General features: G+C 69.0%; 23 protein-coding genes. 9 read left to right on the forward strand and 14 right to left on the reverse strand.

Features of this window, described 5'->3' with window-relative positions:
• Positions 1-77: 77 nt before the first annotated feature.
• Positions 78-836 carry a hypothetical protein gene (locus KF837_38335; GenBank protein MBX3233246.1) on the forward strand — a complete coding sequence of 253 codons (759 nt, stop codon included), beginning with the start codon at positions 78-80 and terminating at the stop codon, positions 834-836.
• A gap of 156 nt (positions 837-992) precedes the next feature.
• On the forward strand, positions 993-2,309 hold the full coding sequence (locus tag KF837_38340; GenBank protein MBX3233247.1) for a hypothetical protein: 1,317 nt from the start codon (positions 993-995) through the stop codon (positions 2,307-2,309).
• A gap of 72 nt (positions 2,310-2,381) precedes the next feature.
• Here KF837_38340 and KF837_38345 read toward each other — a convergent pair whose 3' ends face one another.
• Positions 2,382-2,651: a hypothetical protein gene (locus tag KF837_38345; protein MBX3233248.1), complete on the reverse strand. Its 270-nt coding sequence runs from the start codon at positions 2,649-2,651 to the stop codon at positions 2,382-2,384.
• Between the two features lie 190 nt (positions 2,652-2,841).
• Positions 2,842-3,720, reverse strand: a complete 879-nt coding sequence (locus KF837_38350; protein MBX3233249.1) for a phytanoyl-CoA dioxygenase family protein — start codon at positions 3,718-3,720, stop codon at positions 2,842-2,844.
• A 190-nt stretch (positions 3,721-3,910) separates the two neighbouring features.
• Here KF837_38350 and KF837_38355 point away from each other — a divergent pair, with 190 nt between their 5' ends.
• From KF837_38355 to KF837_38375, 5 genes are all read left to right on the forward strand, one after another.
• Entirely contained in the window at positions 3,911-5,395 is a 1,485-nt protein-coding gene (locus tag KF837_38355; GenBank protein MBX3233250.1) for an asparagine synthase, read from the forward strand.
• Positions 5,396-5,745: 350 nt separating this feature from the next.
• Entirely contained in the window at positions 5,746-6,195 is a 450-nt protein-coding gene (locus KF837_38360; GenBank protein MBX3233251.1) for a hypothetical protein, read from the forward strand.
• Positions 6,192-6,482, forward strand: coding sequence for a PqqD family protein (locus KF837_38365; protein MBX3233252.1), 291 nt, complete (start codon positions 6,192-6,194; stop codon positions 6,480-6,482). The genes KF837_38360 and KF837_38365 overlap by 4 nt, the downstream gene beginning before the upstream one ends.
• A gap of 97 nt (positions 6,483-6,579) precedes the next feature.
• On the forward strand, positions 6,580-7,551 hold the full coding sequence (locus KF837_38370) for a hypothetical protein (GenBank protein MBX3233253.1): 972 nt from the start codon (positions 6,580-6,582) through the stop codon (positions 7,549-7,551).
• A 48-nt stretch (positions 7,552-7,599) separates the two neighbouring features.
• A complete protein-coding gene (locus KF837_38375; protein ID MBX3233254.1) occupies positions 7,600-8,571 on the forward strand; it encodes a nucleotidyltransferase family protein in 972 nt (323 codons plus the stop codon).
• Here the strand turns inward: KF837_38375 and KF837_38380 are convergent.
• Positions 8,552-9,643: a 50S ribosomal protein L11 methyltransferase gene (locus KF837_38380; GenBank protein MBX3233255.1), complete on the reverse strand. Its 1,092-nt coding sequence runs from the start codon at positions 9,641-9,643 to the stop codon at positions 8,552-8,554. The genes KF837_38375 and KF837_38380 overlap by 20 nt on opposite strands.
• A gap of 190 nt (positions 9,644-9,833) precedes the next feature.
• Positions 9,834-10,007, reverse strand: coding sequence for a hypothetical protein (locus KF837_38385; GenBank protein MBX3233256.1), 174 nt, complete (start codon positions 10,005-10,007; stop codon positions 9,834-9,836).
• Positions 10,008-10,058: 51 nt separating this feature from the next.
• Here KF837_38385 and KF837_38390 point away from each other — a divergent pair, with 51 nt between their 5' ends.
• Positions 10,059-11,333 (forward strand): ABC transporter ATP-binding protein, encoded by a 1,275-nt coding sequence (locus KF837_38390; GenBank protein MBX3233257.1) that lies wholly within the window; start codon positions 10,059-10,061, stop codon positions 11,331-11,333.
• Positions 11,334-11,511: 178 nt separating this feature from the next.
• Positions 11,512-12,381 carry a glycosyltransferase family 2 protein gene (locus tag KF837_38395; protein MBX3233258.1) on the forward strand — a complete coding sequence of 290 codons (870 nt, stop codon included), beginning with the start codon at positions 11,512-11,514 and terminating at the stop codon, positions 12,379-12,381.
• 6 nt (positions 12,382-12,387) lie between these two features.
• On the opposite strand, the gene KF837_38400 is transcribed toward KF837_38395, so the two are convergent.
• The 10 genes from KF837_38400 to KF837_38445 all read right to left on the reverse strand — a co-directional run bounded on the left by KF837_38400 (position 12,388) and on the right by KF837_38445 (position 22,256).
• Entirely contained in the window at positions 12,388-13,896 is a 1,509-nt protein-coding gene (locus KF837_38400; protein ID MBX3233259.1) for a hypothetical protein, read from the reverse strand.
• A 15-nt stretch (positions 13,897-13,911) separates the two neighbouring features.
• Positions 13,912-14,382 (reverse strand): preprotein translocase subunit SecG, encoded by a 471-nt coding sequence (secG, locus tag KF837_38405; protein ID MBX3233260.1) that lies wholly within the window; start codon positions 14,380-14,382, stop codon positions 13,912-13,914.
• A gap of 46 nt (positions 14,383-14,428) precedes the next feature.
• A complete protein-coding gene (gene tpiA, locus KF837_38410; protein ID MBX3233261.1) occupies positions 14,429-15,202 on the reverse strand; it encodes a triose-phosphate isomerase in 774 nt (257 codons plus the stop codon).
• Positions 15,199-16,416 (reverse strand): phosphoglycerate kinase, encoded by a 1,218-nt coding sequence (locus tag KF837_38415; protein ID MBX3233262.1) that lies wholly within the window; start codon positions 16,414-16,416, stop codon positions 15,199-15,201. The genes tpiA and KF837_38415 overlap by 4 nt, the downstream gene beginning before the upstream one ends.
• A 15-nt stretch (positions 16,417-16,431) precedes the next feature.
• Entirely contained in the window at positions 16,432-17,448 is a 1,017-nt protein-coding gene (gene gap, locus KF837_38420; protein ID MBX3233263.1) for a type I glyceraldehyde-3-phosphate dehydrogenase, read from the reverse strand.
• A 72-nt stretch (positions 17,449-17,520) separates the two neighbouring features.
• Complete coding sequence (locus KF837_38425; protein MBX3233264.1) at positions 17,521-18,417, reverse strand: hypothetical protein; 897 nt, start codon at positions 18,415-18,417, stop codon at positions 17,521-17,523.
• Positions 18,418-18,444: 27 nt separating this feature from the next.
• Positions 18,445-19,149 carry a hypothetical protein gene (locus KF837_38430; protein MBX3233265.1) on the reverse strand — a complete coding sequence of 235 codons (705 nt, stop codon included), beginning with the start codon at positions 19,147-19,149 and terminating at the stop codon, positions 18,445-18,447.
• A gap of 345 nt (positions 19,150-19,494) precedes the next feature.
• Positions 19,495-19,746 carry a hypothetical protein gene (locus KF837_38435; protein MBX3233266.1) on the reverse strand — a complete coding sequence of 84 codons (252 nt, stop codon included), beginning with the start codon at positions 19,744-19,746 and terminating at the stop codon, positions 19,495-19,497.
• Positions 19,747-20,711: 965 nt separating this feature from the next.
• Positions 20,712-21,314, reverse strand: a complete 603-nt coding sequence (locus KF837_38440; GenBank protein MBX3233267.1) for a sigma-70 family RNA polymerase sigma factor — start codon at positions 21,312-21,314, stop codon at positions 20,712-20,714.
• 9 nt (positions 21,315-21,323) lie between these two features.
• Complete coding sequence (locus KF837_38445) at positions 21,324-22,256, reverse strand: hypothetical protein (protein ID MBX3233268.1); 933 nt, start codon at positions 22,254-22,256, stop codon at positions 21,324-21,326.
• Positions 22,257-22,301: the final 45 nt, after the last annotated feature.

Raw genomic sequence — 22,301 nt, forward strand, 5'->3', positions numbered from 1 at the left:
TGGCATTCCAGCGGCCGGCGAGGGGCCAAACCTCGACGTATGGGACCCGCTGGGGACTGCGGCGTCTGCTGCTCTTGATGTCGGGGCCCGGCATCCCGTTGCTCTTCGCGCTGCTGCTCGGGTGTCCGCCGCCGTATCAGCCGAAGAAGCTGGAGATGGAATCGATCGGCACGACGAAGGACGTGCCGACCACGACCCTGGACGATCCCGGCGACGGCGGCGTCGTCGCGCCGAACAGCGGCACGCCGTCGCCGGGCAGCAGCGGAGGCGTCAACACGCTCTGCAGCGGCTCCGAGTTCGAGGACCTCGCCGACGCGCTTCGTTCCTGCGAGGTGCCGATGCCGAAGGCGTCCGAGGTCGGGTCGATGAGGGACAAGGTCGAGGTGAAGGTGACCGCGAGCACGTCGACGACGTCGCCGGGCGGTCGGATCGATCTCCAGATCACGCTGCGGAACAAGTCGTCGAGCGATCCGGTCACGGTCTACTTCACCGGCGACCCGTACCCGCGGTTCGACGTCGAGGCGACGGACTCGCGGGGCCGGCGCGCCGATCTCCCCGACAAGCGCTGGCCCGGCTATCCGAAGGGCATGAAGCCCGAGGCCCGGGAGACGAAGGCGTCGCGCGTGACGCTCGACAAGAACGGCACCGCGAAGGTGAAGATCTCGTGGGACGCGGTGAGGACGAAGTGGGCGCCCGACAAGGCGAGGAGCTGGGAGGGTCGCGGCTACCCCCGCGTCCCGTCGGGGCCGCTCCCGAAGGGGAAGTACTCGCTGAAGCTCATCCTCCCGATCTTCGGGGACGTCGAGGTGCCGAAGGTCCCGGTCGAGGTCTCGTGACGCTGGATCGTGCGTTACGCACAAGGTGGGTAAACCCACGTGCTGCCGGCCGACCGCTGGAAAATGAAACAACTTCGTTTTCGCGTGCTTACGTCGGGGACGTTGCGCAGTAGGCAGCTCACCTACATTGGCCTACTGGTTGCTCTCGGACCGAACATGCTCCGTCGGTCCCTCTTCGCGTCGCTCTTCTTCGTCGGCTCTCTCTCGTTCGGCGCGGGCTGCTCCGGCAGCGAGGCGGGCGACACGCCCGAGAACAAGGACGACGACTTCGCGTCGGACCAGGCGACGCTCCTCGACTTCGAGTTCGACGGGGCGCTCACGACCGACTTCTCGTGGAACGACGAGACCACGATCCAGTCGCAGCTCCTCTACACGGTGGGCCACCTGAACTGGGACAACTCGGTCGGCCGCCTCGACGCCCTCGAGCTGACGAACATCCAGAAGAAGAGCCTCGGTGGCGACAAGATCGAGATCTCCTACCACGCGAAGCTCCCGGTCGCGTGGGGCAGCAAGACGAACCTCCCGAAGACCTACGAGCTGAAGCTCCCGAAGGACGTGAGCCACGAAGGGCTCGAGGCGTTCGTCGACGCGCACAAGGACCGCTGCGTCGACCGCGGCGCGCACGACCTCGACGCCGGCAGCATGTGGTACTACTACCGTCCGCAATCGGGCGGTTGCACGTTCCAGAGCGGCGAGCTCTCGACGCCGACGGCGAAGGTCACCGTCTCGAAGCTCAACACGAAGGACAAGTACCCCGAGTACCACGAGGTCTGGAAGGACGACCGCCTCGAGGTGGTGGCGATCTTCGGCAAGTACGAGGCGACGGGCGGCGCGTGGGACGCGGGCGTCCAGGCCTTCAACGGCTTCGCGCAGAAGATGAAGGAGACGCTCGGCCCGAACAAGCTGAAGACGACGCCGGCGAACGTGGGCGATCGACCGGCGCCGGAGACGAAGGACATCACGTTCGAGGCGACGCTCCCCGACGGCAAGCAGGTGAAGGTCACCGCGCTGATGGTCGACGCGATCACGAGCGTGTGGGACGGCTTCGACGAGCGCTACGAGGAGGTCGCCGGCAGCGCGGACGTCATCGCGTACAACGGCCACGCGGGCCTGGGCCAGAACGTCCGCGCGCTCGCGCGGATGGGCAAGTGGCAGAAGCAGAAGTACCAGATCTTCTTCATGAACGGCTGCGACACGTTCGCGTACGTCGACGGCTCCCTCGCGGAGACGCGCGCCGCGATCAACAGCGACGACCCGAACGGCACGAAGTACATGGAGTTCGTGACGAACGCGATGCCGAGCTTCTTCCACTCGATGGCGGAGGCGAGCACGACCATCATCACGAGCCTCCTCGACTACCGTTCGCCGAAGACCTACGAGCAGATGTTCAAGGGCATCGACCGCGCCGAGGTCGTCCTCGTCACGGGCGAGGAGGACAACGTCTTCAAGCCAGGCATGAAGATCGGCCGCTGACGCGCCGACGGCCGCACGCTCCGGAGGGAGCGGCGGCCGTTCGTACGTCAGGCCAAGGAAGCGAGGGCGCGCTCACTTCTTCTTGTGGTGCTTGCCCTTACCGTGCCCGCCGGCGCGAAGCTCCTTCGAGATCTGCCGTACGGCCTTGGCCTCGTCTTTCGTGACGGTCCCATCCGCCGTCGCCTTGGCGACCTCGGCGTTGACCTTGGCGACCCCGGCATCGAACTTGGCGCGAAGCGCCTTCGCGTCGTCCGCCGACAGCTTCGACGCCCGCTTCTCCATCCGTTCCCGCGCCTTCGCCTGCCGCGCCGTCACCTTCTGCTGAAACGCCGCCGCCGGCATCGGAAAGCTCGCCCCACCTTTGTGCTCCCCCGCCATCGCCGGCGCCGCCGCAAGGAGGGTAGAGATCGCAAGAACCGCAGCCGTGATCGTGGAACGCATCGTCATCCTGTTCTTTCTGTCGAGGAAGTGGGGGCCCGTCCTGTCAGGCCTGGGAAGATAGACGGCCCTCCCAATCGCTCGATAGGTCGGTTTACCGTTCTTTACGGGCCGCGAAGTGCTGCGCCGCGACGATTCGGAGCTGCTGTGTCGCACGGGCCCAATCGCGCACCGCGGGCTGCAGCTCCGGCGCTTCGGTTTGGTAGGTTACAACCTGAGCTGCGATGAGATCGAGGCGCTCTTCCACTGTGAGGGTGGGCGGAAGGGGGGCGACGCCGTGTTTGCCGCGCGCATCCATACGCCCAAGCGATACGGAGAGGCTGATACGACGCCCCTCGGCCCGAGGCGAGCAAGCGCCGCCCCAGTGAAGAACATTCGCGTTCCAGACGACGGTTGTGCCTGCCGTCACCGGCACGGCGCGCACGGAGGCCAGCGGCGCGTCCGTCGAGTCGAGGGCGTTCGGGTAGTGCGGATCTTCGTCGAGCGGGACCACATGCATACACGCGCGCTCTGCGGTGACGTCGGAGAGCGCCGTCCACGCCGTGAGCAGCTCGGGCGCTTCGCGGTCGAGGAGGACCGAGCCGCCTCCGCGATGCGGCTTCCAACCACGCTCCCCCGGCGCGATCGACCAGGCCCAGGCGTCTTCGAGGAGCTCGTACGTATGGCCGAGAAGGAGGCTCACGGTACGTTCGATCTCGCGGGCATGGCGCCACACGTCGTCGAGCATGAAGACGAACACCGGCGGCCACCGCGCGGCATGCAAAGTCTCCATCGCGCGGCACAGGCTACGCGCTCGCGCGCTCGTGAGCGCGCCGGCAATGACGGCATATCCCTCGGTTCTCAGCCACGTCAGCTCCTGCGTGTCCGCGGCCGGGCAGGCGTCGTCGGCTCCTGTTCCGTCCATCAGCTCCGTGAACGCCGCTGCGAGCTCACGGGGGGAGCGAAGAAGCTCGGGCGCGAGCGAACGCATCATCGGAAGATAGCGAGGCTGGTCGCCTGGTTGCTACCCAGTGGGCGTTGAGCTACAAGCTTGGTGAATGAGATGCGAGCCGCTCGCATCTGGAGATGGAGATGAGCGCCGAACCGAAGGCCCCGAGCGAGATCGAGACGCCATCCGCGGCGTCAGCGAGGGAGCGTCGTCCCTACCATCCTCCGAAGCTTCGTTGTCTGGGTTCTGTTCGAGACCTCACTTATGGAACCGGCGAGATGTTCCCCGACTTCTCGGGTGGTCCGGCTGGGGCCATGGCCGCGCCGATGTGACCGAGGCGCCGTACCTCGTCTTCTCCAGCCGCCTCTGTCGCAGCGAGCGCCTCACGGACGTCGTCCGCGGCGGTATGATCCCGCCGAATCCGGACGTGTATGCGGCCTACGCGAGGTGGTCGCTTCTCGTCGACCATGAAGCGACGCCGTATCGCGGCGTCGTGTCGACGCTCGTCGAGTCGAACGGGGCGCCGTCGAATGCAGAGCCAGACGTTCCGGTGCCCGCCGATGAAGAAAGCGCGGCACGCGCGCTGCGCCAGAGCCTCGAGGCGGCGGTTCAGGCGTCGATGGGCGATGCGCGCCGGGTCGCGGTGTCCACCGGCGGCGGTCTCGACTCCGGCGTTCTCCTTGCGCTCGCCGTGCACGTCGCGCGGAGAGCGAAGAAGGAGGTCGTCGCCGTCGCGCTCGACTTCGGCGGCGCTGGCGATGATCGACCTTACCTCGCGGATCTCGAGCGCGAGCTCTCTTGCGAAGTCGTGCGCGTTCCGCCCGAGCGCGGTGCCGACCACGTTGCGTTGCTCGACGGCGTCGACGCAGCGCCCTTCTATTGCCCGACAGGGCCGATGGAAGCGGCCGTGATGGAGCACGCCCGTGCCGCCGGCGCGGAGCGTGTGCTGACGGGAGCCGGCGGGGATCAGCTCTTCGACGGGCGCGCGACCGATCTGGCAAGCTTCCTCCGTCGCGGTCACGTCCTCGAGGGGATTCGGCGGGCGCAAACGCTTCGTGGCTTCGAGCAGCCACGCTCTCCGATCGTTACCTGGCTCGTGCGCCCGCTCCTCGCGAGCCTCCTTCCGCCTTCGATCCGAGCTCGCCGCGCGGGACGGTCGAGCGGTTTCGTCCCGGCGTGGGCAGGCCCCGCGCTCGAGGACCTGGAGGCGAGGCGGCGCCGTCAGACGACGGCCATGCTGGAGAAGTGCCTTCCCGATCTACGGCCATTCGAGGATCGGATCTTCGTCGCGCAACGTGTTCAGTTCGCGTGGCTTCGTCATCAACAGACGCTGACGAGCGGCATTCGTAGAGTCGACCCGTTCCTGCGCCCAGACCTCGTGCAACGGGTCCGCTCCCTCCCGCGCGAATGGCTCCTCCATGGCGGCATTCGACGAGGTCTCTTGCGCGCCGCCGTCCGCGATCTGATCCCGGCCTCGTTGGCTCGTCGTGAGGACAAGGCCTCCGTCGAGCCTGCGCTCGTCCGTTTCCTCCGCGCCATCGGAGGGCGCGCGGCGCTGCGACCATATGCGTCCGTCGACGTGCTCGCTTCGCTCGGTGTCGTCGACCGCGCTCGCTTCGCCGCGGCCTACGAGGCCTTCGTCGACCAACCCGCGCATCCGGCTGGATGGCTCGGCGCGTGGTGTGTCCTCGCGCTCGAGCGCTTCGCGAGGACCGCGTGAGCGTGCGGTGGTTGGCTCATCACGAAGTCGACGGAGCGCTCGCCTTCCGCATAGGAGCGACCGGATCCGACGGGCTCGTGGCCGAGTGGATGGGGATCGGCCGACTCGTCTCCGATCGGGCGGGGTGCAACGCGCGCTTCGAACCCGAGCCGGGGGCTTCGCCGGAGCTGCTGGCGAAGGTCGAACGTGGCGGTGCCGCGATGCTGCTCCGTCATCTCTCCGGCGGCCTTGCGCTGCACGGCGCGTGCGTCGCGATCGGTCGACGCTCGGTCCTCCTGACCGGCCAGAGCGGAGCGGGCAAATCCACGCTCGCGGCCTGGCTCGTCGCGCGCACGTCCGACGCGGAGCTCGTGAGCGACGATCTCACGCCCCTCGAGCTCGACGAACGAGGGTGGGCTGCGCTTCCTCTGGAGCGCGATCATTGGCTCGACGCGGTCGCGGTTGAGGCGCTCGGGAGCGCGTCGATGGAGTCCGCGAACAAGCGGCCGTTTCCGGCGCCCCGTTCGGCGCGCGGGGCGACACACCTCGCCGCCATCGTCTCGCTCGAGTTCGCCGACGCCGACGCGCCGATCTTGTCGACCGTGAGCGGCGTCGAGGGACTCCACATCCTCTTGAAGCAATCGGTCCGCTTCGCGATCGACGAGCCTGAGCGACATCGTCGCGAGCTGGACGTGCTCGTCGCGCTCGCCTCGGACGTCGCCATCCTCCGTCTCTCGCGACGCCGGGACCTCTCGGCACTGAGTCACGCCGGCGAAAGGCTTGAGACGTGGCTGCGAACGGGTAGGGTCGATCAGCCATGAACGTGCCCGAGACCATCGACGCCGCGACCTCGGTAGAGGCATCGGACAACGTGTACGCGAGGCGTTTCGGCGACGAGCTGATCCTCCTTCATTTCGGGCGTGGTGAGTACTACGGGCTCGACCCCGTCGGTGCGTGCATATGGGAACGCTGCGCTGCCGGTGAGACGCTTGGCGACATAGCGCGCGAGGTCGTGCGATCGTTCGACGTCGACTACCGGCAGGCGCTCGCGGACGTCGTGGCGCTCGTGGGCGAGCTGCGAACGGCAGGATTGGTCAAGGAGCGTTGATGCCACGGGATGTCGCGCTCGACATGGTTTCTGGTATATAGCTCTCATGAAGTCCCTTCGCTTGATCATCGGGGCGTCCGTTGCGCTCTCCGCGAGCATGGCTCTGCTCGTCGCTTGCGGCGATGACGCAGGCCTCGTCCTCGACGTCGTAGACTCCGGTACCGACGGAACGGTAGCGGACGTGAACCGTCCAGACGCGGTGGGCGATGTCGACGTGCCCGACGTCGACGTGCCCGACGCCGACACGCCCGACGTCGACGTGCCCGACGCGGACGCGGGAGTGGACGACGGCGGGCCGACGTTCTTCGATGCGGCGACGTTCGATGCGGGTCCCGACGCCGGGTTCGTGCCTGACTCGGGGGGAGCCGCGGTCCAGCTCGGGGAGGTCTTCTGCAGTACCGTCGCGCGTTGCTGCTTCGGCGACGCCACCCTCCAGCAGGGAGCTCCGCTTCCGGGCGGCGGCACCTACAACCGCCAAAAGTGCCTGAACAACTACGCGAACAACGGGTTCGAGCAAGCGAGCAACGGCTCGGCGGTGAATCCGAACCACGTCATCGTCAGTCAGACCAACAGCGCGGACTGCGCGCAAAAGCTCGAGGCGCTGACCTGCAACGTCGGGTTCGACGAGTTCAAGGCGGTCCGAGCTGCCTGCTATGGTGCGCTCCTCGGCACTCAAGGGCCGGAGCAATCGTGCTCCGTCAGCGCCGAGTGCCAAGCCGGTCTCTTCTGCAACAACCCGACGAACGGCAACGATACGGGTAAGTGCGAGCTCGTTCGCGCGACGGGCGCGAACTGCGGCGACTTCACGACCAACGCCAATACCTCTCAGCACGCCTGCTCGTATCGCTACAGCGGTGACCCGCCTCGCTACTGCGAGTGGTTTGACTTTACCGAGCTCAAGGCGCTCCCTCCCGCGGAGTGGAAGTGCAGGGACGCGAAGCCGAACGGCTCCGACTGCGTCTCTTCGGCCTGGTGCTCGGCCGGTATCTGCAACTTCGACACAGCGAAGTGCGAGACTCCGACGACGTACTTTACCACGGACGACTGCTCCCAATACCGGACGCCCTAGATCGCGCGGGTCATGCGAGAGCCTCTGGCGCGAGCGGACGAGGCGCTCGTGAGAGTTCTGCGCGGCGACGTGCCGGCCTGGCTCGACGACGTCCACGCTCTCTTCGTCCGCGCGGAGGTGCATGGTCTTGCGGGGGTCGTGGACGCGAAGCTGCGAGGACGGCCCGAGCTCGACGAGTCGCTCCGCGACGTTCGGCTTCGCGAGCTGGCACGGGCGCTCGACCACGCAGCTCATCTCGATCTCCTCCACCGTATCGATCACGCGTTGGTGAGCGCGGGCATCGGCGCGATCGCGCTGAAGGGCGCCCTCCTGGCCGAGAGGCTGTATGCCACGCCGTCGTCTCGGGTAACGAGTGACGTCGACCTCCTGGTCGCCGAAGCCGACACTCTTGCTGCGATCGAAGCGCTGTCCACGATCGGGTACTCGCACGACGACAACGAGACCGAGCGGCGCTATCGGCGCGAGCATCACCACCTCCACCTCTCGCATGCGGCGTCGCTTCCGCTCGAGCTCCACTTCCACGCGTATCGTGGTTTTGGCTCGACGTTGCGGAGCGAGCCGCTTCTGCGCCGGAAGGAGCGTGTTCGCGATTTCGAGGCTATCGGCGTGCTGTCCGCCTCGGACGAGCTCGCTTACCTTGCCGTGCACGCGGCCGCTCATCGGTTTGGGCGCATCGCCTGGCTCTACGAGCTCGCCCTCCTCGTTGGCCGAATGTCGGGCGAGGAGGTCGCCCTCGCAGCTCGTCACGCGGCCGATGCCGGGTATCGCCGGGTGGTCGGCTTCGCGGCGGATCTCCTCGTCGACGTGTTGGGAGTCGATCCTGCGCGCGTCGCGCCTCTGCGACGACTCGGGAGCTCACGAGGGCGTGTTGCTCGTGCCCTCGTGCGCGAACCCGCGCATCCGCGTATGCGCTCGCTGTCACGCTTCGTCTATTCGCTCGCGCTCTGCGACGATCCCGCCTCGACTGTGCGCTACGCGAGACGAGCGGTGCTCGGATACATCACCGCGCGTAGCGCATGACGAGCTCGCGCACCTGCCGCGCGAGCGAGGCGCGCGGGTGTTTCGGGAACGCTGCCGCCGTCCGCTCCTCGATGTCGTGGAGAGATGCGGTGCCATCCATCGCGGAGAGGACGAACGACGCGAGCGCCGCGCGCGGGCCACGCTCGGGGGCGAAGGACGAGGACGCCTTGCGCAACGTCTCGATCCCGACAGGCATACCGAAGAAGCTGGCCTGACGGAGCGCGATCTCCTTGCGGTCGACGTCGGTCGCGCTGACGTTCCAGGCCCATTGCACCGCTTGCTCGTCGACACGGAGCGTCACTTCGATCCGAGCACCGCGCGCGACGCGGATCGGGCGGAGGAGCGGCAAGACGGTGCGTGGGTACGCCATCGTCGTTCCCGGGCGGTTCTCGTACTCGATGTCATCGTCGACGCGGGCCTTGAACCAGACGACGAGGCCGTGCATCTCGGCGTCGCGCGTGGCCTCGAGCGCCACCGTGCCCGCGATGACGCCTCCTTGCCATGACCCATAGTCGACCGCACCCCAGGACGTGGAGGTGGTCACGACGTCGCTCGCGGTCACCTGCAAGAGATCGCGTTCGGAGTGCCGGGTATTGAGGGTCGAGAAGAGCGCGGCCTCGCCGCGAAAGCCGAGGCGCTCGAAGCTCTGGGCCGTCAGCGAGAGACGATGCTGGAGCTCGAAGGACTCGAAACCGGCCACGAAGAACTCGTCGGCGACGGGGAACATCACGCCTCCGGGGCGCAGGAAGCGCGCGCGTGCGTCGCGTACGATCTCCGCGTGCTGGTCGTGCAACGCGAAGGCGCCGCGCAAGTCGGATACTACGACGTCGGCCTTCTCCGAGAGCTCGACGTCGAACGAGCTCGCGGCGTGAACGTGGATCTTCGACGCGAGCCCGTTCTCGGCCGCCAGGTCGCGAAGGAGATGGACTGCAGGATTGATCTCGATCGCATGAACGGCGCGCGCGCCGAGGCGCGCCGCGATTAGCGCCGCGATGCCTGTACCGGATCCGATGTCGACGACGACGGAGTCTGCGGTCACACGTCGCGACAGGGCGCGAGCGTAGGCGTCCATCCGGACACCGTCCCGCATCATCGCGGCATAGCTCAAGACCGAATACATCGCTCGAGTAGACCAGAATGGTCCTAGCATCGCGAGGTTGTCTCCGGTGGACGTCGCTCACTCGCGGTTGAGTCTCCGGAACCTACTCGTTCTCGTTCGCAGTTGTACGACTGCGAGGACACGGCGTCTCCTTCTCCTGCTCTTACTCCTCTGCCTTGGCGCGCGCTTCGGCCTCGTCGGCGTCGCTGTCGCTGTCTCGGCGCAGCGCTACGACGTCGCCGGCATCGTCAGCGTCGCGGCCGTCGCGCTCGGCTTCGCCCAACGGATCGCCGTCTCGCACCTCCGCGTCGCGATCGAGTGTGACGCGCTCGTGCACGTCGCTCGACGTCTTCTCGGGTCCGACCTATTCGAGACGTCCGAGTTCGCATTGCGGCTCGCGGTCGAGAACGGGATCTGGGACATCCAGGAGTTGCTCCTCATGGCGCCGAGCGCGATCGCCGATGCGATCGTGACGCTCGGTTTGCTGCCCGTCCTCGGGGCGGTCGTTCCACCGCGGTTACTCGCGCTGGCCGTCGTCGCGCTCGTCGTCGTGTTCGGTGCGAGCCTTGCGTTTCGGCGCACGGCCTTCCGTCTCCATGCCGAGACGATGGAGGCTCGCATGAAGGTCGCCGACACCTTCTCGCTTGCGGTCGAAGGACGGCTAGAGATGGTCGCGATGGGCGCGGAGGAGCGCTTCGAGGAACGGTTCGCTCGTGACATCGCCGAGTACGCCCGCCGGAACCGCCGCAGCGCATTCGGGACACTCACGATCGGTCGTGCACCGCTCGTCGCAGCGGCAATGCTGATCGCCCTCGTCATCTTGCTCGACGTCGGCACACGCGCTGCGCTGACGGAGGCGCTCGCGCGCTGGGCGCTGCTGCTCGGCGCTTCGTTGCCGTCGCTGCTCGGCGTTTCGCTCGGGGTTCAAGGGCTCCTTCGTGGGAGCGCGAAGGTCCAGCCGCTTGCGGAGGTGATGTCCAGCCGACTGCGCGAGCCAGGCGGGACGCAGACGCCGGTGCTCCCGGCCGCTGTGCGCGTCGACGCGCTGAGCTTTGCGTACGGCGGTGCGAGCGCTCCGCCGCTCCTTCGTGACCTCTCGTTCGAGTGGAGCCCGGGGCGCGTCCTCCTCCTCAGCGGTCCCAACGGATCGGGCAAGAGCACGGTCCTCCGTCTCCTGCTCGGACTGCGACGGCCGACGTCCGGTTCCATCCGCGTCGATGGCACCGATCTCGCGCGCCTCGATCTGCGCGCGCTCCGCGAGCAGGTCGTCTTCCTTCCGCAGCGGCCCTACCTCGGCGAGAGCCACGTCAGCGTTCGCGCCGCGCTCCTCTTCGGGCGCACGGCAAAGACGGATCGAGAGTGCGAGGTCGCGCTCGAGCGGGTCAAGCTCGACCTCGGCGCGCGTCCGCTCGATCGAAGGCTCACTGAGCTCTCGGGTGGGCAGAGGCAGCGTCTCGCGCTCGCGCGTGTGCTGCTTCAGGACGCGCAGGCGTTCTTGCTCGACGAGCCGGACGCAAACCTCGACCGGGCAGGTGTGCATCTCGTGATGGCGCTCGTTCGTGAGCTGGCGGAGGAAGGAAAGCTCGTCGCGATGGCGGCCCACTCGACCGAGCTCGCCGAGGTTGCCGACGAGATCGTTGCGGTCAAGGCGCCGGGCGGGTGACAGCGCGGCGCGTGACGGCGATAACCGCTGGTCGTGTGACACCGTCGAACGGGGAGCGCGAGAGCGTGGCGAGGTTCAAGCCGGTCCGGGCATAGAAAGGAGCGAGTCGATCGCCGCATCGACGAGGATCGGACGTCTGGGGAATCCCTGCAAGGTGCTACGTTGGGCAGACCACGCGATGGCGACGGCGCCGCTCCTCAGCGTTGGAATCCCGTTCCTCGACGAGGAGCGCCTGCTCGCGGCTGCGATCCGCAGCGTGCTCGCGCAGACGATGTCGGACTTCGAGTTGCTCGTCATCGACGACGGCTCGACGGATCGCTCGTTGGAGATCGCCCGCGGTTTCGCCGATCCTCGCATCATCGTGCGCTCCGATGGCCGGAGGAGGCACCTCGCGACTCGACTCAATGAGGTCACGCGGCACGCGCGCGGGCGCTACGTGGCCCGGATGGACGCTGACGACGTCGCGCATCCGCGACGTTTCGAGGAGCAGCTCCGGCTGCTCGAGCGCGACCCTGCGTGCGACGCAGTCGGGACCTGGGCTGGCATGATCGACGAGCACGCGGAGCCTCTGGCGATAATCGAAGCGTCGGAGCACGGCCTCACTCCGCGGCGCGTTCTCGAGCATGGGGTCATGCCGCACCCAACGCTCCTCGCTCGCCGCGAGTGGTTTCTCGCCCATCCCTACGACGAGACGCTCACGCGGACGGAGGATCGAGAGCTCTGGTGCCGTACCGCGGCACGGACGCGTTTCGCGATCGTGCCGTCGCCGCTCTACGTTCTTCGTGTCCGACCGACCGAGCCGTCGTTCGTCTCCGACTACGTCGAGACACAGCGGCAGAACTGCGTGCTGTTTCGTCGGTACGGCCCGCAGATGATCGGGCGCACCGGCACCGCGCGCGCGTGGTTGAGCGCGCATGGCAAGTCTCTGGTGACGCGCGCGGCCGTCGCGCTCGGAGCCGGCGACCGTCTGGTTCGCCGCCGCGGGCGTGCACCGACGGCGCCGGAGCGCGCGCTCATCGACGAAGCGGTGGCGGCAGCGCGCGGGTGACGGGCGTCACGGCGTCTCCACCTTCGGGCACTCCTGGTCGAAGTGAGCCGGGTTCACCGTGACCTGCTCGGGCGCTCCGTAGGCCGCGACTAGCGCGAAGTGCTCGTAGCCGCATGGGGTCACGGTGAGCGGTTTTACGCCGTCTTTTCGGAGCTTGGTGCCGCGTTCGATCTGTTCGGTGCGGGCTTCGCTTGGGTGCATGCCTGGCGTCGTGCCGTCGGCGCGGAGGAGGGAGATGAGCCAGGCGATGGCGATGAAGCCGCCGAATGCCTTCTGTGCCTTTGGGATGGCTGGCTTCGTTTCGCCGTTCTTCGTCGTGCGGATCCATGGGGTCAGGACCACGTCGGCGAGGAAGAGCGCGAAGATCACGAAGCCCCCTAGCAGGGCGCGCTCTGCATGGTGTGCCGGGGCGCCGTCGCGGGCGTTGCCGATGGAGAGGAACGCTAGCTGCGCGAACGCCGCGAGGAGGGGGAGGCCCCAGCGGCGGCGGACCTGTCGATCGACGAAGGCGAGCGGTGAGAGCACGAGGGCCGGGAGCGTGACCTCCGGGCGCACCGCGAAGAGGAGCTTCGGATAGAAGAACAGCGCCGACGCCCAGCTCGTCGCGCCGTCGCCGATCGCGCGCTTGTAGGTCGAGACGCGGCGGAAGAAATGGAGCGGGCCGTCGTGCGCGTGCGCGTTCCATGCCATCCACATGAGCGGGCCCGCCACGCAGAGGGCGACGGCGGCGACGATGAGACGCGGGCGCTTCGGCGAACGCCGGAGCGTGACGCCGACCCAGATCGCCGCGACCGCCGCCGCCGGCCACGCCTCGTAGCGCGAGAGACACGCCGCGAAGAGCGCGGCGCCGAAGCCGAGCGGCGCGGCCTCGCGAAGGGCGGTCTTCGCTGTCTTCTCGCGCGCGAGGTCCGTCGGCGAGGCGCCGTCGCGCGCGCGCGCGGCCACCGTCGCGAGCCCCAGCACGCCCGCAGCGGTGAGCGCCGCGGTGAAGGACTCGGGCACCGTCGTCGCGCCGGACCACAGCATCCACGGCGTCCCGAGCGCGAAGACGAGCGCGACGAACGCGCGCGGCCACGGGACGCCGGAGAGGCGCAGCGCGACGAAGGGGAGAGGCGCGGCGAGGCTCGAGAACAGGATCGAGAGGGCGCGCGCGGTGGCGAGGTCGCGGCCGAGGAGCTTCATCCCGAGGCCGAGGATCCAGAACGGGAAGGGGAGCCAGCTCGTGCCGCTCGGGTCGAGACGCGCGTGATGGGCGAAGCCCTGCGCGATGACGACGCGCGAGAAGTCGTCGTCGGAGATGTGGTCGAACCCGAGGTTCCGCAGCCACGCGCACGCAAAGGCGTGAAGGAGCGCGATCGCACACGCCGCGAGGAGGAGCGAGCGCGTGCTCGCCGCCGGCGATTCGACGATGCGCTCGGGCCCCGGCTCGGCGATCGCGGCTCCCTCCGGTGCGGCCGCGGCTGCGTTCGGCCGACCGTCGTCGTGACGCGGCCGCGCCTTCTTCCGCGCCGCCATCGCGTGAACGCGCGCTCAGGGCGTGGGCGCCGGCTCGGTCGGGGTCGGGGCCTGCTCGGGAGCGGGCGTGGGCTCGGGCGCCGGGGCCTGCTCGGGGGCGGGCGCCTGCTCGGGGGCGGGTGCGGGCGCCGGTTCGCCCGGGGGCGCGCTGCTCGGAGCGGCCGAGTCCGCCGGTGGGGCTTCCCTCTTCTTGAGCTCGCCCTTGTCCTTCTTGCGGCCGGCTTCCATGGCGACCTTTGCCTTGAGGGCGCGGTCGCCGGCGCTCGACATGTAGGCGAGAGAGACGCTCGTGAGCATGAAGATGGCCGCGGCGATGGCGGTCATGCGCGTGAGGATGTTGCCGGCGCCGCGGCCGCCGAAGACCTGCGTCGTCGCTCCGCCGAACGCTGCGCCCATGCCGCCGCCCTTGCCCTGCTGCAGGAGGACGACGCCGATGACGATCAGGCAGACGAAGACGTGGACGAAGCTGATGAAGGTCTGGAGCATGGGTCTTCGGTGTGGCGCGGGGTGCAGGGGCAGAGCCCCGCGTGACTCAGGATGCCGCGGAGGGCTGCGCGGCCCGTGCGATAGCACTGAACGAGCCGGCGTCCAAGCTCGCTCCGCCGACGAGGGCGCCGTCGACGTTCGGACAGCCCAGGAGCGCGGCCGCGTTGTCCGCCTTCACCGAGCCGCCGTAGAGGATGCGCGTCTTCGTCGCGAGCTCCGGCGACTTCTTGGTCAGCCACTCGCGGATCGCGGCGTGGACCTCCTCCGCTTCCGCCGGGCCCGCCGTCTTGCCGGTGCCGATCGCCCAGACCGGCTCGTACGCGATCGCGACGGCCTCCTTCGCCTGCGCGATGACGTCCAGGAACGCGTCGACCTGCTGCTTCACCACGCGGAGCGTCTCGCCGCCCTCGCGCTGCTGCAACGTCTCGCCGACGCAGATGATGGGGAGGAGCCCGGCGCCGAGCGCGGCGGCGGCCTTCTCGGCGACGAACGCGTCGGTCTCGGCGAAATACTGGCGGCGCTCGCTATGGCCGACGATGACCCAGGTGCAGCCGCAGTCCTTGAGGAAGGGGGCGCTGACCTCGCCCGTGAAGGCGCCTTCGTTCTTGGGGTAGAGGTTCTGCGCCGCGAGCCCGACCTTGGAGTGCTCGAGCTCGCTCGCGACGGCGGCGAGGACGGTGAAGGGGGGCGCGATGACGACGTCGACCTTCGGCAGGTCCTTCGCGAACGCGATGACCTCCTGGGCGAGCTCGATGCCCGCCTGGGAGCCCTTGAACATCTTCCAGTTGCCCGCGATGAGCGGCCTGCGTGCGGCGTTCATTGAGCGTTCCGACGCAGAACCTCGATCCCGGGCAGCTTCTTCCCCTCGATCAGCTCGAGAGAGGCGCCGCCGCCGGTCGAGATGTGCTTCATCTTCTTCGCCACGTCGCCGGGGGCTTCCTTCACCGCCGCCGCGCTGTCGCCGCCGCCGACGACCGTGAACGCGCTCGAGTCCGCCATCGCCTTCGCGATCGCGAACGTGCCCGCCGCGAACGGCGCCTTCTCGAAGAGGCCCATCGGTCCGTTCCAGAGCACCGTCTTCGCCTTCGCGACGAGGGCCGAGAACGCCTCGATCGACTTCGGGCCGATGTCGAGCGCCATGTGGCCCTCCGGCACGGCGTCCGCGGAGACGGCGCGGCCCTCGGCGGCCTCGAGGCTCTGCGCCACGACGACGTCGGTGGGGAGCGCGACCTCGACCTTCTTCTCTTTGGCCTTCTCGAGGATCGTGCGCGCGAGGGCGAGCTTGTCCTCCTCGATCTTCGACTTCTGGAGGTTCTTGCCCTGCGCGGCGAGGAAGGTGTTGGCCATCGCGCCGCCGATGACGAGCGCGTCCACCTTTTCGATGAGATTGTCGAGGACGGCGATTTTGTCCGAAACCTTGGCTCCCCCGAGAATAGCGACGAACGGCTTGTCCGGCGCGGTGATGACCTTGCCGAGGGCCGCGATCTCCTTCTCGAGGAGGAAGCCGCAGCCGCGCTCGCGCATGCTCTTCGGGAGCGCGTGCACCGAGGCGTGGGCGCGATGGACCGCGCCGAACGCGTCGCAGACGTAGACGTCGGCGAGCTCGGCGAGCTTCGCCGCGAACGTCTCGTCGTCCTTCTCTTCCTCCGCGTGGAAGCGGAGGTTCTCGAGGAGGCAGACCTGGCCGCCGCGGAGGTCGTAGACGACCTTCTTCGGCGCGTCGCCGATGCAGTCCTCCGGCATGTGCACCTCGACGCCGAGGAGCTCCGCGAGGCGCGCGCCGACCGGCTCGAGCGAGAGCTTCGGATCGGGCCCCTTCTTTGGGCGGCCGAGGTGGCTCGCGAGGATGACGCGCGCGCCGCGCTCGATCGCGTGCTTGATCGTGGGGAGCGCCTCCGTGATGCGCGCGTCGTCGGTGATGACCTGCTTGCCGTCCTTCTCTTCGAGCGGGACGTTGAAGTCACAGCGGATGAAGACGCGCTTGTTCTCGATCGGGAGCTCCCGGATCGGCGTGATGCGATCGAGCGTGGTCATGGAGGTCCTCCTCGATCAGAGCTTGCCGCCGACGAGCTGCGCGAGCTCGATCATGCGGTTCGAGAAGCCCCACTCGTTGTCGTACCAGGAGAAGACCTTCGCGAAGTTGTCGCCCATGACCTGGGTGACGGTCGCGTCGAAGATCGAGGAGCGCGGATCGCCGATGTAGTCGGACGAGACGAGCTGCTCCTCGGTGTAGCCGAGGATGCCCTTGAGCGGGCCGTCGGCCGCCGCCTTCATCGCCGCGTGGATGGCGTCCTTCGTGAGCGCTTTCTCGGTCTCGAAGGTGAGGTCGACGAGGGAGACGTCCATCGTCGGCACGCGCACCGCCTGGCCGTCGAACTTGCCCTTCAGCGCGGGGATGACCTCGCTGAGCGCCTTCGCCGCGCCGGTCGACGACGGGATCATGTTCTGCGCCGCCGCGCGCGCACGGCGGAGGTCGCCCTTGCGGTGCGGGATGTCGAGGACGGCCTGGTCGTTCGTGTACGAGTGGATCGTCGTCATGAGGCCGCGCTTGATCCCGAAGCTGTCGTTCAGGACCTTCGCGACCGGCGCGAGGCAGTTCGTGGTGCAGGAGCCGCACGAGATGACGGTGTGCTTCGTGCCGTCGTAGAGCTCCGTGTTCACGCCGAGGACGATCGTGGCGTCGTGGTTCTTCGCCGGCGCCGAGATGATGACCTTCTTCGCGCCCGCGGTGAGGTGCGCCTCGCACTTCTCCTTGTCGGTGAAGAGGCCGGTGCACTCGAGGACGACGTCGACGCCGAGCTCCTTCCACGGCAGCTTCGTCGGCTCCCTCTCGGCGAGGATCTTCGCCTTCTTCGCGCCGAAGGAGATGGTGCCTTCGCCGGCCTCCGCGCGATGCTCGGCGCGGCCGTGGACGGTGTCGTAGTTGTAGAGGTGCGCGAGGGTCTTCGCGTCCGTGAGGTCGTTGATCGCGACGACCTCGAGGTCCTTCACTCCGCGCTCGTTGAGCACGCGGACCATGCAACGACCAATACGACCGAACCCGTTAATCGCGATCTTCGTAGCCATGGCGGGCACGCTAGTCCCGGCGAGGGGGCGCGGCAAGGTCGGTCTGAGGCGCCTTTAAAGGCGCTATTTCGCCTACTGGCAGACCTTGTCGACGCACTTCGGCTCGGTCGGCGGGACGCACGGCGGGACGATCAAGGTGCAGCCCTGCTTCTTGTACTCCTGGCAGTTGCTGTCGTTCACCGTCTTCTTGATCATCTCGAGCTCGGTGGCGCCGGTCTTGTTCATCGCGCCGGTGCACTGGTCGACGCAGTCGGCGTTGATCGCGACGGTCGTGCAGTCGGCGTCGCCGTTGCACGCCTTGTGGCGCGCGACCGCGTCGGTGAGCAGCTTGCCGACGTAGCTCTCGATCGCCTGGCAGGACACGGCCGGACAGATCTGCTCGCAGCCCGGGCCCATCGACGCGGGGGTGCCGTCGGCGCAGATGCGTTGGATGGCGGGGCAGGCGATCGGGATCTCGCCCGGGCAGGCGAACTCGCAATTCGGGCCGGTGCGGCCGACGAACGAGCCGTCGGGGCACTTCTTCGCGTCGTCGGTGCACACGGTTTGACCGGGGCACCTGAACTCGCACTTGGGGCCGGAGCGGCCGACCGTGGTCCCGTCGGGACAGAGGAGCGCGTCCGCGTCGCAGACGACGGGGTCGCACGTCTTCACCGTGCACATGATGCCGCGCGCCGCGCACGTGCAGGAATTGCAGCCGTCGATCGAGGTGAAGTCGTCGCCGAGCTTGTAGGTCGGCACCGGTGCGGTCGGAGACGATGCCCTCACCTGATCGTAGAGCGCCGTGTCGGCCCATGAGCACGTCGAGCCGTCGCCGGTCGGGGAGCCGTCCTTCTTCGTTTGCAGCTGCTGATCGGAGGTTTCGGTCTTTCCGACGGTAACGGCGCTTCCGCCGCAAGCGACGATAACGAGGGCGACGGACGAAGCGACGGCGGCGCGGCGCGTGGGGCTCACGAGGCTCATGGGGCTCATGGGGCGGTTCATCCTCTTACTGCTTCGTCACTTCGGGCACACGAACTCGCATTTGGGTCCGGTGCGACCCACGTAGGTCCCGTCCGGGCACTGTTTCGCGTCGTCGGTGCAGGGCACCGGGCGATCCTCCGGACAGATGAGCTCGCACTTCGGTCCGAGCTTCGCGTTGGACCCGTCCGCGCACGTCCGCGCGATGGCGGGGCACGCGATCGGCTCGTCGCCGGGGCAGGCGAACTCGCACTTGGGACCGGAGCGGCCGACGTACGATCCGTCGGGGCATTTTTTTGCGTCGGCGGTGCAGATCGGTCCTTCGCCCGGGCAGGGCGCGAACTCGCACTTTGGTCCTTGGCGTCCGACGGAGCTGCCGTCCGGGCAGACCTTCGCGTCCATCGTGCAGCCGTGCTCGGGGGGCTGCGGCTGCTCGCACGCGCGAAGCGTGCACATGATCCCTTTGTCGGAGCACGTGCAGTCGTTGCAGCCGTCGATCGATTTGAACTCGTCGCCGAGCTTGTAGGTCGGCACGGGGGCATCGGGCGCGCTGGGCGCGACGAGGTCGTAGGTGGTGGTGTTGGCCCAGGAGCATGACGCGCCGTCGCCGGTGGCGGTCCCGTCTTTTCGGGTCTGGAGCTGCTGCTCGCCGTTCGTCCCGGGCGACGGAATGGACGCCTCGCTGCCGCCGCACGCGACGACCACGGACACGAGCGCAACGGAGGACAGGATGATCGAACGCATGGGCAAGCTCCTCGAAGCCGCGGCGCGACCCAACGTCGTGCTCGCTGGTCCGTGGGTGGCCGCCGCGTCGCGGTTCCGTGAGAGATTCTTTCGTTGTCGTGTCGTTTCACTCGTCGTGCTCCGTCGCGGACTGCCGAGCGGTGTTGGGGCGCGGCGCGACGAAGGGCGAGGGGCACGTGGTCGAGTGGTGTTGTGGCTCCGGGGCGGCGGTCGAGCATGCGCGTCGGACCTGCGCGACGAAGGGGAGCGCGCGGCTGCATGTGGTCGAGTGGTGTGGGTTCAGGGCGCGTCGGACCGGTGCGACGAAGGGGCGAGGGACACGTGGTCGAGTGAGTGTGTTGTGGCTCAGGGCGCGGCGGTCGAGCACGCGCGGCGGACCTGCGCGACGAAGGGGGAGCGCGGGTTGGCTGCGACGAACGTGCTCGCGTTCGCGCGCGCCTCGGAGGCGCGGCCGCTGGCGCAGAGGGCGAGGACGCGCGCGGCCTCGCGTTCTTCGGTCAGCGCTCCGCGTGGGAAGCGGGTCGCGTGCTCGTCGAGGCGGCGAAGCGCGGTCGCGCCGTCGCCGGCCGCGAGCGCGGCATTCGCGGAACGCAGCAACGCGGCCTCTTCTGCGACGAGGTCGCGCGCCGGCCGCGCTGGTGCCGCGGCAGCTCGGCCGGTGGACGCGCTTGCACCCGCGCCGGCCGAGGCCGCGCTCGAACCTGCACCTGCACCTGCACCTGCGCCGGTGGCGCCGGCGCGGGCCGAGGCCGCGCTTGCGCCGCTCGAACCTGCACCTGCGCCGGTGGCGCCGGCGGAGGCCGCGCTTGCGCCGCTCGAATCCGCTGCGCCTGCCGAGGCCGCACCTGCGCCGCTCGGGCCCGCGCCGCTCGGGCCCGCGCCACTCGAGCCTGCGCCGCTTGTGCCCGCACGCGGGCCGCCCGCGCTTGGGCCGCTCGCGGCGTTCGAGCCCGCGCTCCGGCCGTCGCCCGCGCTGTTTGAGCCTGCGCCAACGCCGTTCAGGCCTGCGCCGCTTGCATCCGCGTTTGGGCTTGCGCCTGCTGCGCTCTTCGCGTCGTCGTTTGAGGGCGCGCTTGGTGCGCTGCTGCCGCTGTCGTTCGAGGTCGGGTTTGCGATGTGCGAGCTCGAGCCGTTCGTGCCTGTTGCGCCACTTGCGCTGCCGTTCGCGCCTGCGGCCGCGCCGTTCGGTGCCGCGTTACCGCTGGCTCTCGCGGGCTGGGCTGCTGCGCCGCTCACGCCGGTGGTTGCCGCTGCTTGCGAGACGACGGGCGCTGGCGCTCGCTCTGCGGTCATCACCGCTGCGGTGGTCGCTGCTGCGCTGCCGACGAGGACGACCGCGACGACCGCCTTCGTTCCGACGAGTGAGCTCAGGAACGAGCCCGACGCCGTCGCGCCCGCGGTCGCCGTCTTCGTGACCGTCGCGGCCGTCGCGCCGGCGGCGGCGCCGACCGCGATCTTCGCCGCGACGCGCGCGCGGACGCGGGCGGCGTCGGCGGCGGTGGGGTCGTCGCCGCCCTCCGCGGCGTCGAGGAGCGCTCGCGCGTCGGGGCCGAGGCCGTCCGTCATCGACGCCCTCCACGGGAGGAAGAAGGAAGGGAAGGATGCGCCTCGCGCGCGCGATGGCGCGCGAGGGCGTCCTCGAACGAGAGGCGGGCTGCGCGGAGGCGGGCGTAGGCCGTGTTCACGTTGAGGCCGAGGGTGCTCGCGATGTCGGGCATCGTCATCTGTTCGAGCTGCGCCATCACGAAGACCTCGCGCTTGTCGTCGTCGAGCTCGTCGAGGAGCGCATGCAAGAGCGCGATCGCCTCCGCCCTCTCCATCGACTCGCTCGGGCCCGGCGTGGTCGCGCGGAGCGAGTCGGGATCGACGGAGCCGGCGGGGCTCTTGCGCGCGAGGCTGCGGCGATGGTCGCGCGCGACGCGGAGCGTGATGCCGAAGAGCCACGTGCGCAGCGACGAGCGCCCCTCGAACTCGTCGAGCCTCCGGTGCACGATCACGAAGACCTCCTGCACGACGTCGTCGAGCGAGCCGTCGCGAACGCCGAGACGCTTCGCGCTGCGCCAGACGAAGGCGAAGTGGTCGCGATACACGTCGTCGAAGCACGGGACTGCCGAAAGCGCTGCTTCGGAGACCAAGAGCTTCGGGAGGTGAGTGGAAGCCGCCACGATGACCCGTTAAAGAAAAAGCACCTCGGCGCCGAAATAGGCGCCGGCGCCGACCGCGGCGGGCTCGTGGACCGAGCCCGTACCTTCGACCACGAAGTTCGGGCGATAGAGCGGCACGAGCCCTTCGACCCGCGCCCGCAGCGCGAGCCAGCGCGAGACCTCGAAGCGCGCGAGCCCGCCGAACGCCACGTTGCCCCACGCCTTGCTCGGCGAGAGGTTCGTTTCGGCGCCGAAGCCCGCCGCCGAAGCGACGTCCACCCCGCCGCCCACGCACGGCGACGCCTCGAAGCTCCAGAGCTGCACGAGCGCGAAGCAACCGCGCGCGCCGACCCCCACCACCGAGATGTCCGCGCCACGCCCCGTGCCCGGCACGCTCCGCCGCTGCTCGAGGACGATCCGGCCCAGCGCCTCCACCCGGAAACGCCCCGGCATCCACGCCACGTGCATCGCCCCGCCGAAGCCAGGGCTCGGCAACACCCCGAGATCCCCATGCACCGCGACGCCCGCCGCGAACGCGTGCGGGCCGCCGGCCTCGCGCGGCGCGGGAGGCGCGGGAGGCGCCGGTGCGGGAGGCGGCGGCTGCTCGTCCGCGAGGGTCGCCGGCGGTACGAGCGCGAGCGCGAGGACGACCGCGGTCGCGTCCGCGACGCCGGCGCAGGTCGCGGCCTCGATCTCGCGCTCACCGACGATCGCGCCGCGCCGCGTCTTGAGGAAGACGCGCCAGCTCGACGGCGTCTGCTGCTCGACGTGCGCGTCCGCCTCGAGCACGCCCGGCGCGAGCGTCGCATCGACGTTCCGTAGCGCCGCGGCCTTCACCTCCTCGCTCGATGGACACCCCGACGGCGCGAACCACGTGAGGCGCAGGTTGCCCTCGTCCGCGCGCGCACGCCCCGCGACGAGCATCGCGCCGACGAGCACGGCCGCGCACGGGACAAACCTCACCGGTGCCACTCTATCAACGTGTGTGCCGCGCGAAATCAGTCGAAA

The organism is Labilithrix sp., assembly GCA_019637155.1.
GTDB lineage: Bacteria > Myxococcota_A > Polyangia > Polyangiales > Polyangiaceae > Labilithrix.

What these genes read in the sequence shown, in the direction of transcription:
- KF837_38340 (MBX3233247.1), top strand. Translation starts at nt 993, where the DNA reads ATGCTCCGTCGGTCCCTCTTCGCGTCGCTCTTCTTCGTCGGCTCTCTC.
- KF837_38430 (MBX3233265.1), bottom strand. Translation starts at nt 19,149, where the DNA reads ATGCGTTCGATCATCCTGTCCTCCGTTGCGCTCGTGTCCGTGGTCGTC.
- KF837_38400 (MBX3233259.1), bottom strand. Translation starts at nt 13,896, where the DNA reads ATGGCGGCGCGGAAGAAGGCGCGGCCGCGTCACGACGACGGTCGGCCG.
- KF837_38425 (MBX3233264.1), bottom strand. Translation starts at nt 18,417, where the DNA reads ATGAGCCCCATGAGCCTCGTGAGCCCCACGCGCCGCGCCGCCGTCGCT.
- KF837_38350 (MBX3233249.1), bottom strand. Translation starts at nt 3,720, where the DNA reads ATGATGCGTTCGCTCGCGCCCGAGCTTCTTCGCTCCCCCCGTGAGCTC.
- KF837_38415 (MBX3233262.1), bottom strand. Translation starts at nt 16,416, where the DNA reads ATGACCACGCTCGATCGCATCACGCCGATCCGGGAGCTCCCGATCGAG.
- KF837_38335 (MBX3233246.1), top strand. Translation starts at nt 78, where the DNA reads ATGTCGGGGCCCGGCATCCCGTTGCTCTTCGCGCTGCTGCTCGGGTGT.
- gap (MBX3233263.1), bottom strand. Translation starts at nt 17,448, where the DNA reads ATGGCTACGAAGATCGCGATTAACGGGTTCGGTCGTATTGGTCGTTGC.
- KF837_38395 (MBX3233258.1), top strand. Translation starts at nt 11,512, where the DNA reads ATGGCGACGGCGCCGCTCCTCAGCGTTGGAATCCCGTTCCTCGACGAG.
- tpiA (MBX3233261.1), bottom strand. Translation starts at nt 15,202, where the DNA reads ATGAACGCCGCACGCAGGCCGCTCATCGCGGGCAACTGGAAGATGTTC.
- KF837_38370 (MBX3233253.1), top strand. Translation starts at nt 6,580, where the DNA reads ATGGCTCTGCTCGTCGCTTGCGGCGATGACGCAGGCCTCGTCCTCGAC.
- KF837_38345 (MBX3233248.1), bottom strand. Translation starts at nt 2,651, where the DNA reads ATGCCGGCGGCGGCGTTTCAGCAGAAGGTGACGGCGCGGCAGGCGAAG.
- KF837_38380 (MBX3233255.1), bottom strand. Translation starts at nt 9,643, where the DNA reads ATGGACGCCTACGCTCGCGCCCTGTCGCGACGTGTGACCGCAGACTCC.
- secG (MBX3233260.1), bottom strand. Translation starts at nt 14,382, where the DNA reads ATGCTCCAGACCTTCATCAGCTTCGTCCACGTCTTCGTCTGCCTGATC.
- KF837_38365 (MBX3233252.1), top strand. Translation starts at nt 6,192, where the DNA reads ATGAACGTGCCCGAGACCATCGACGCCGCGACCTCGGTAGAGGCATCG.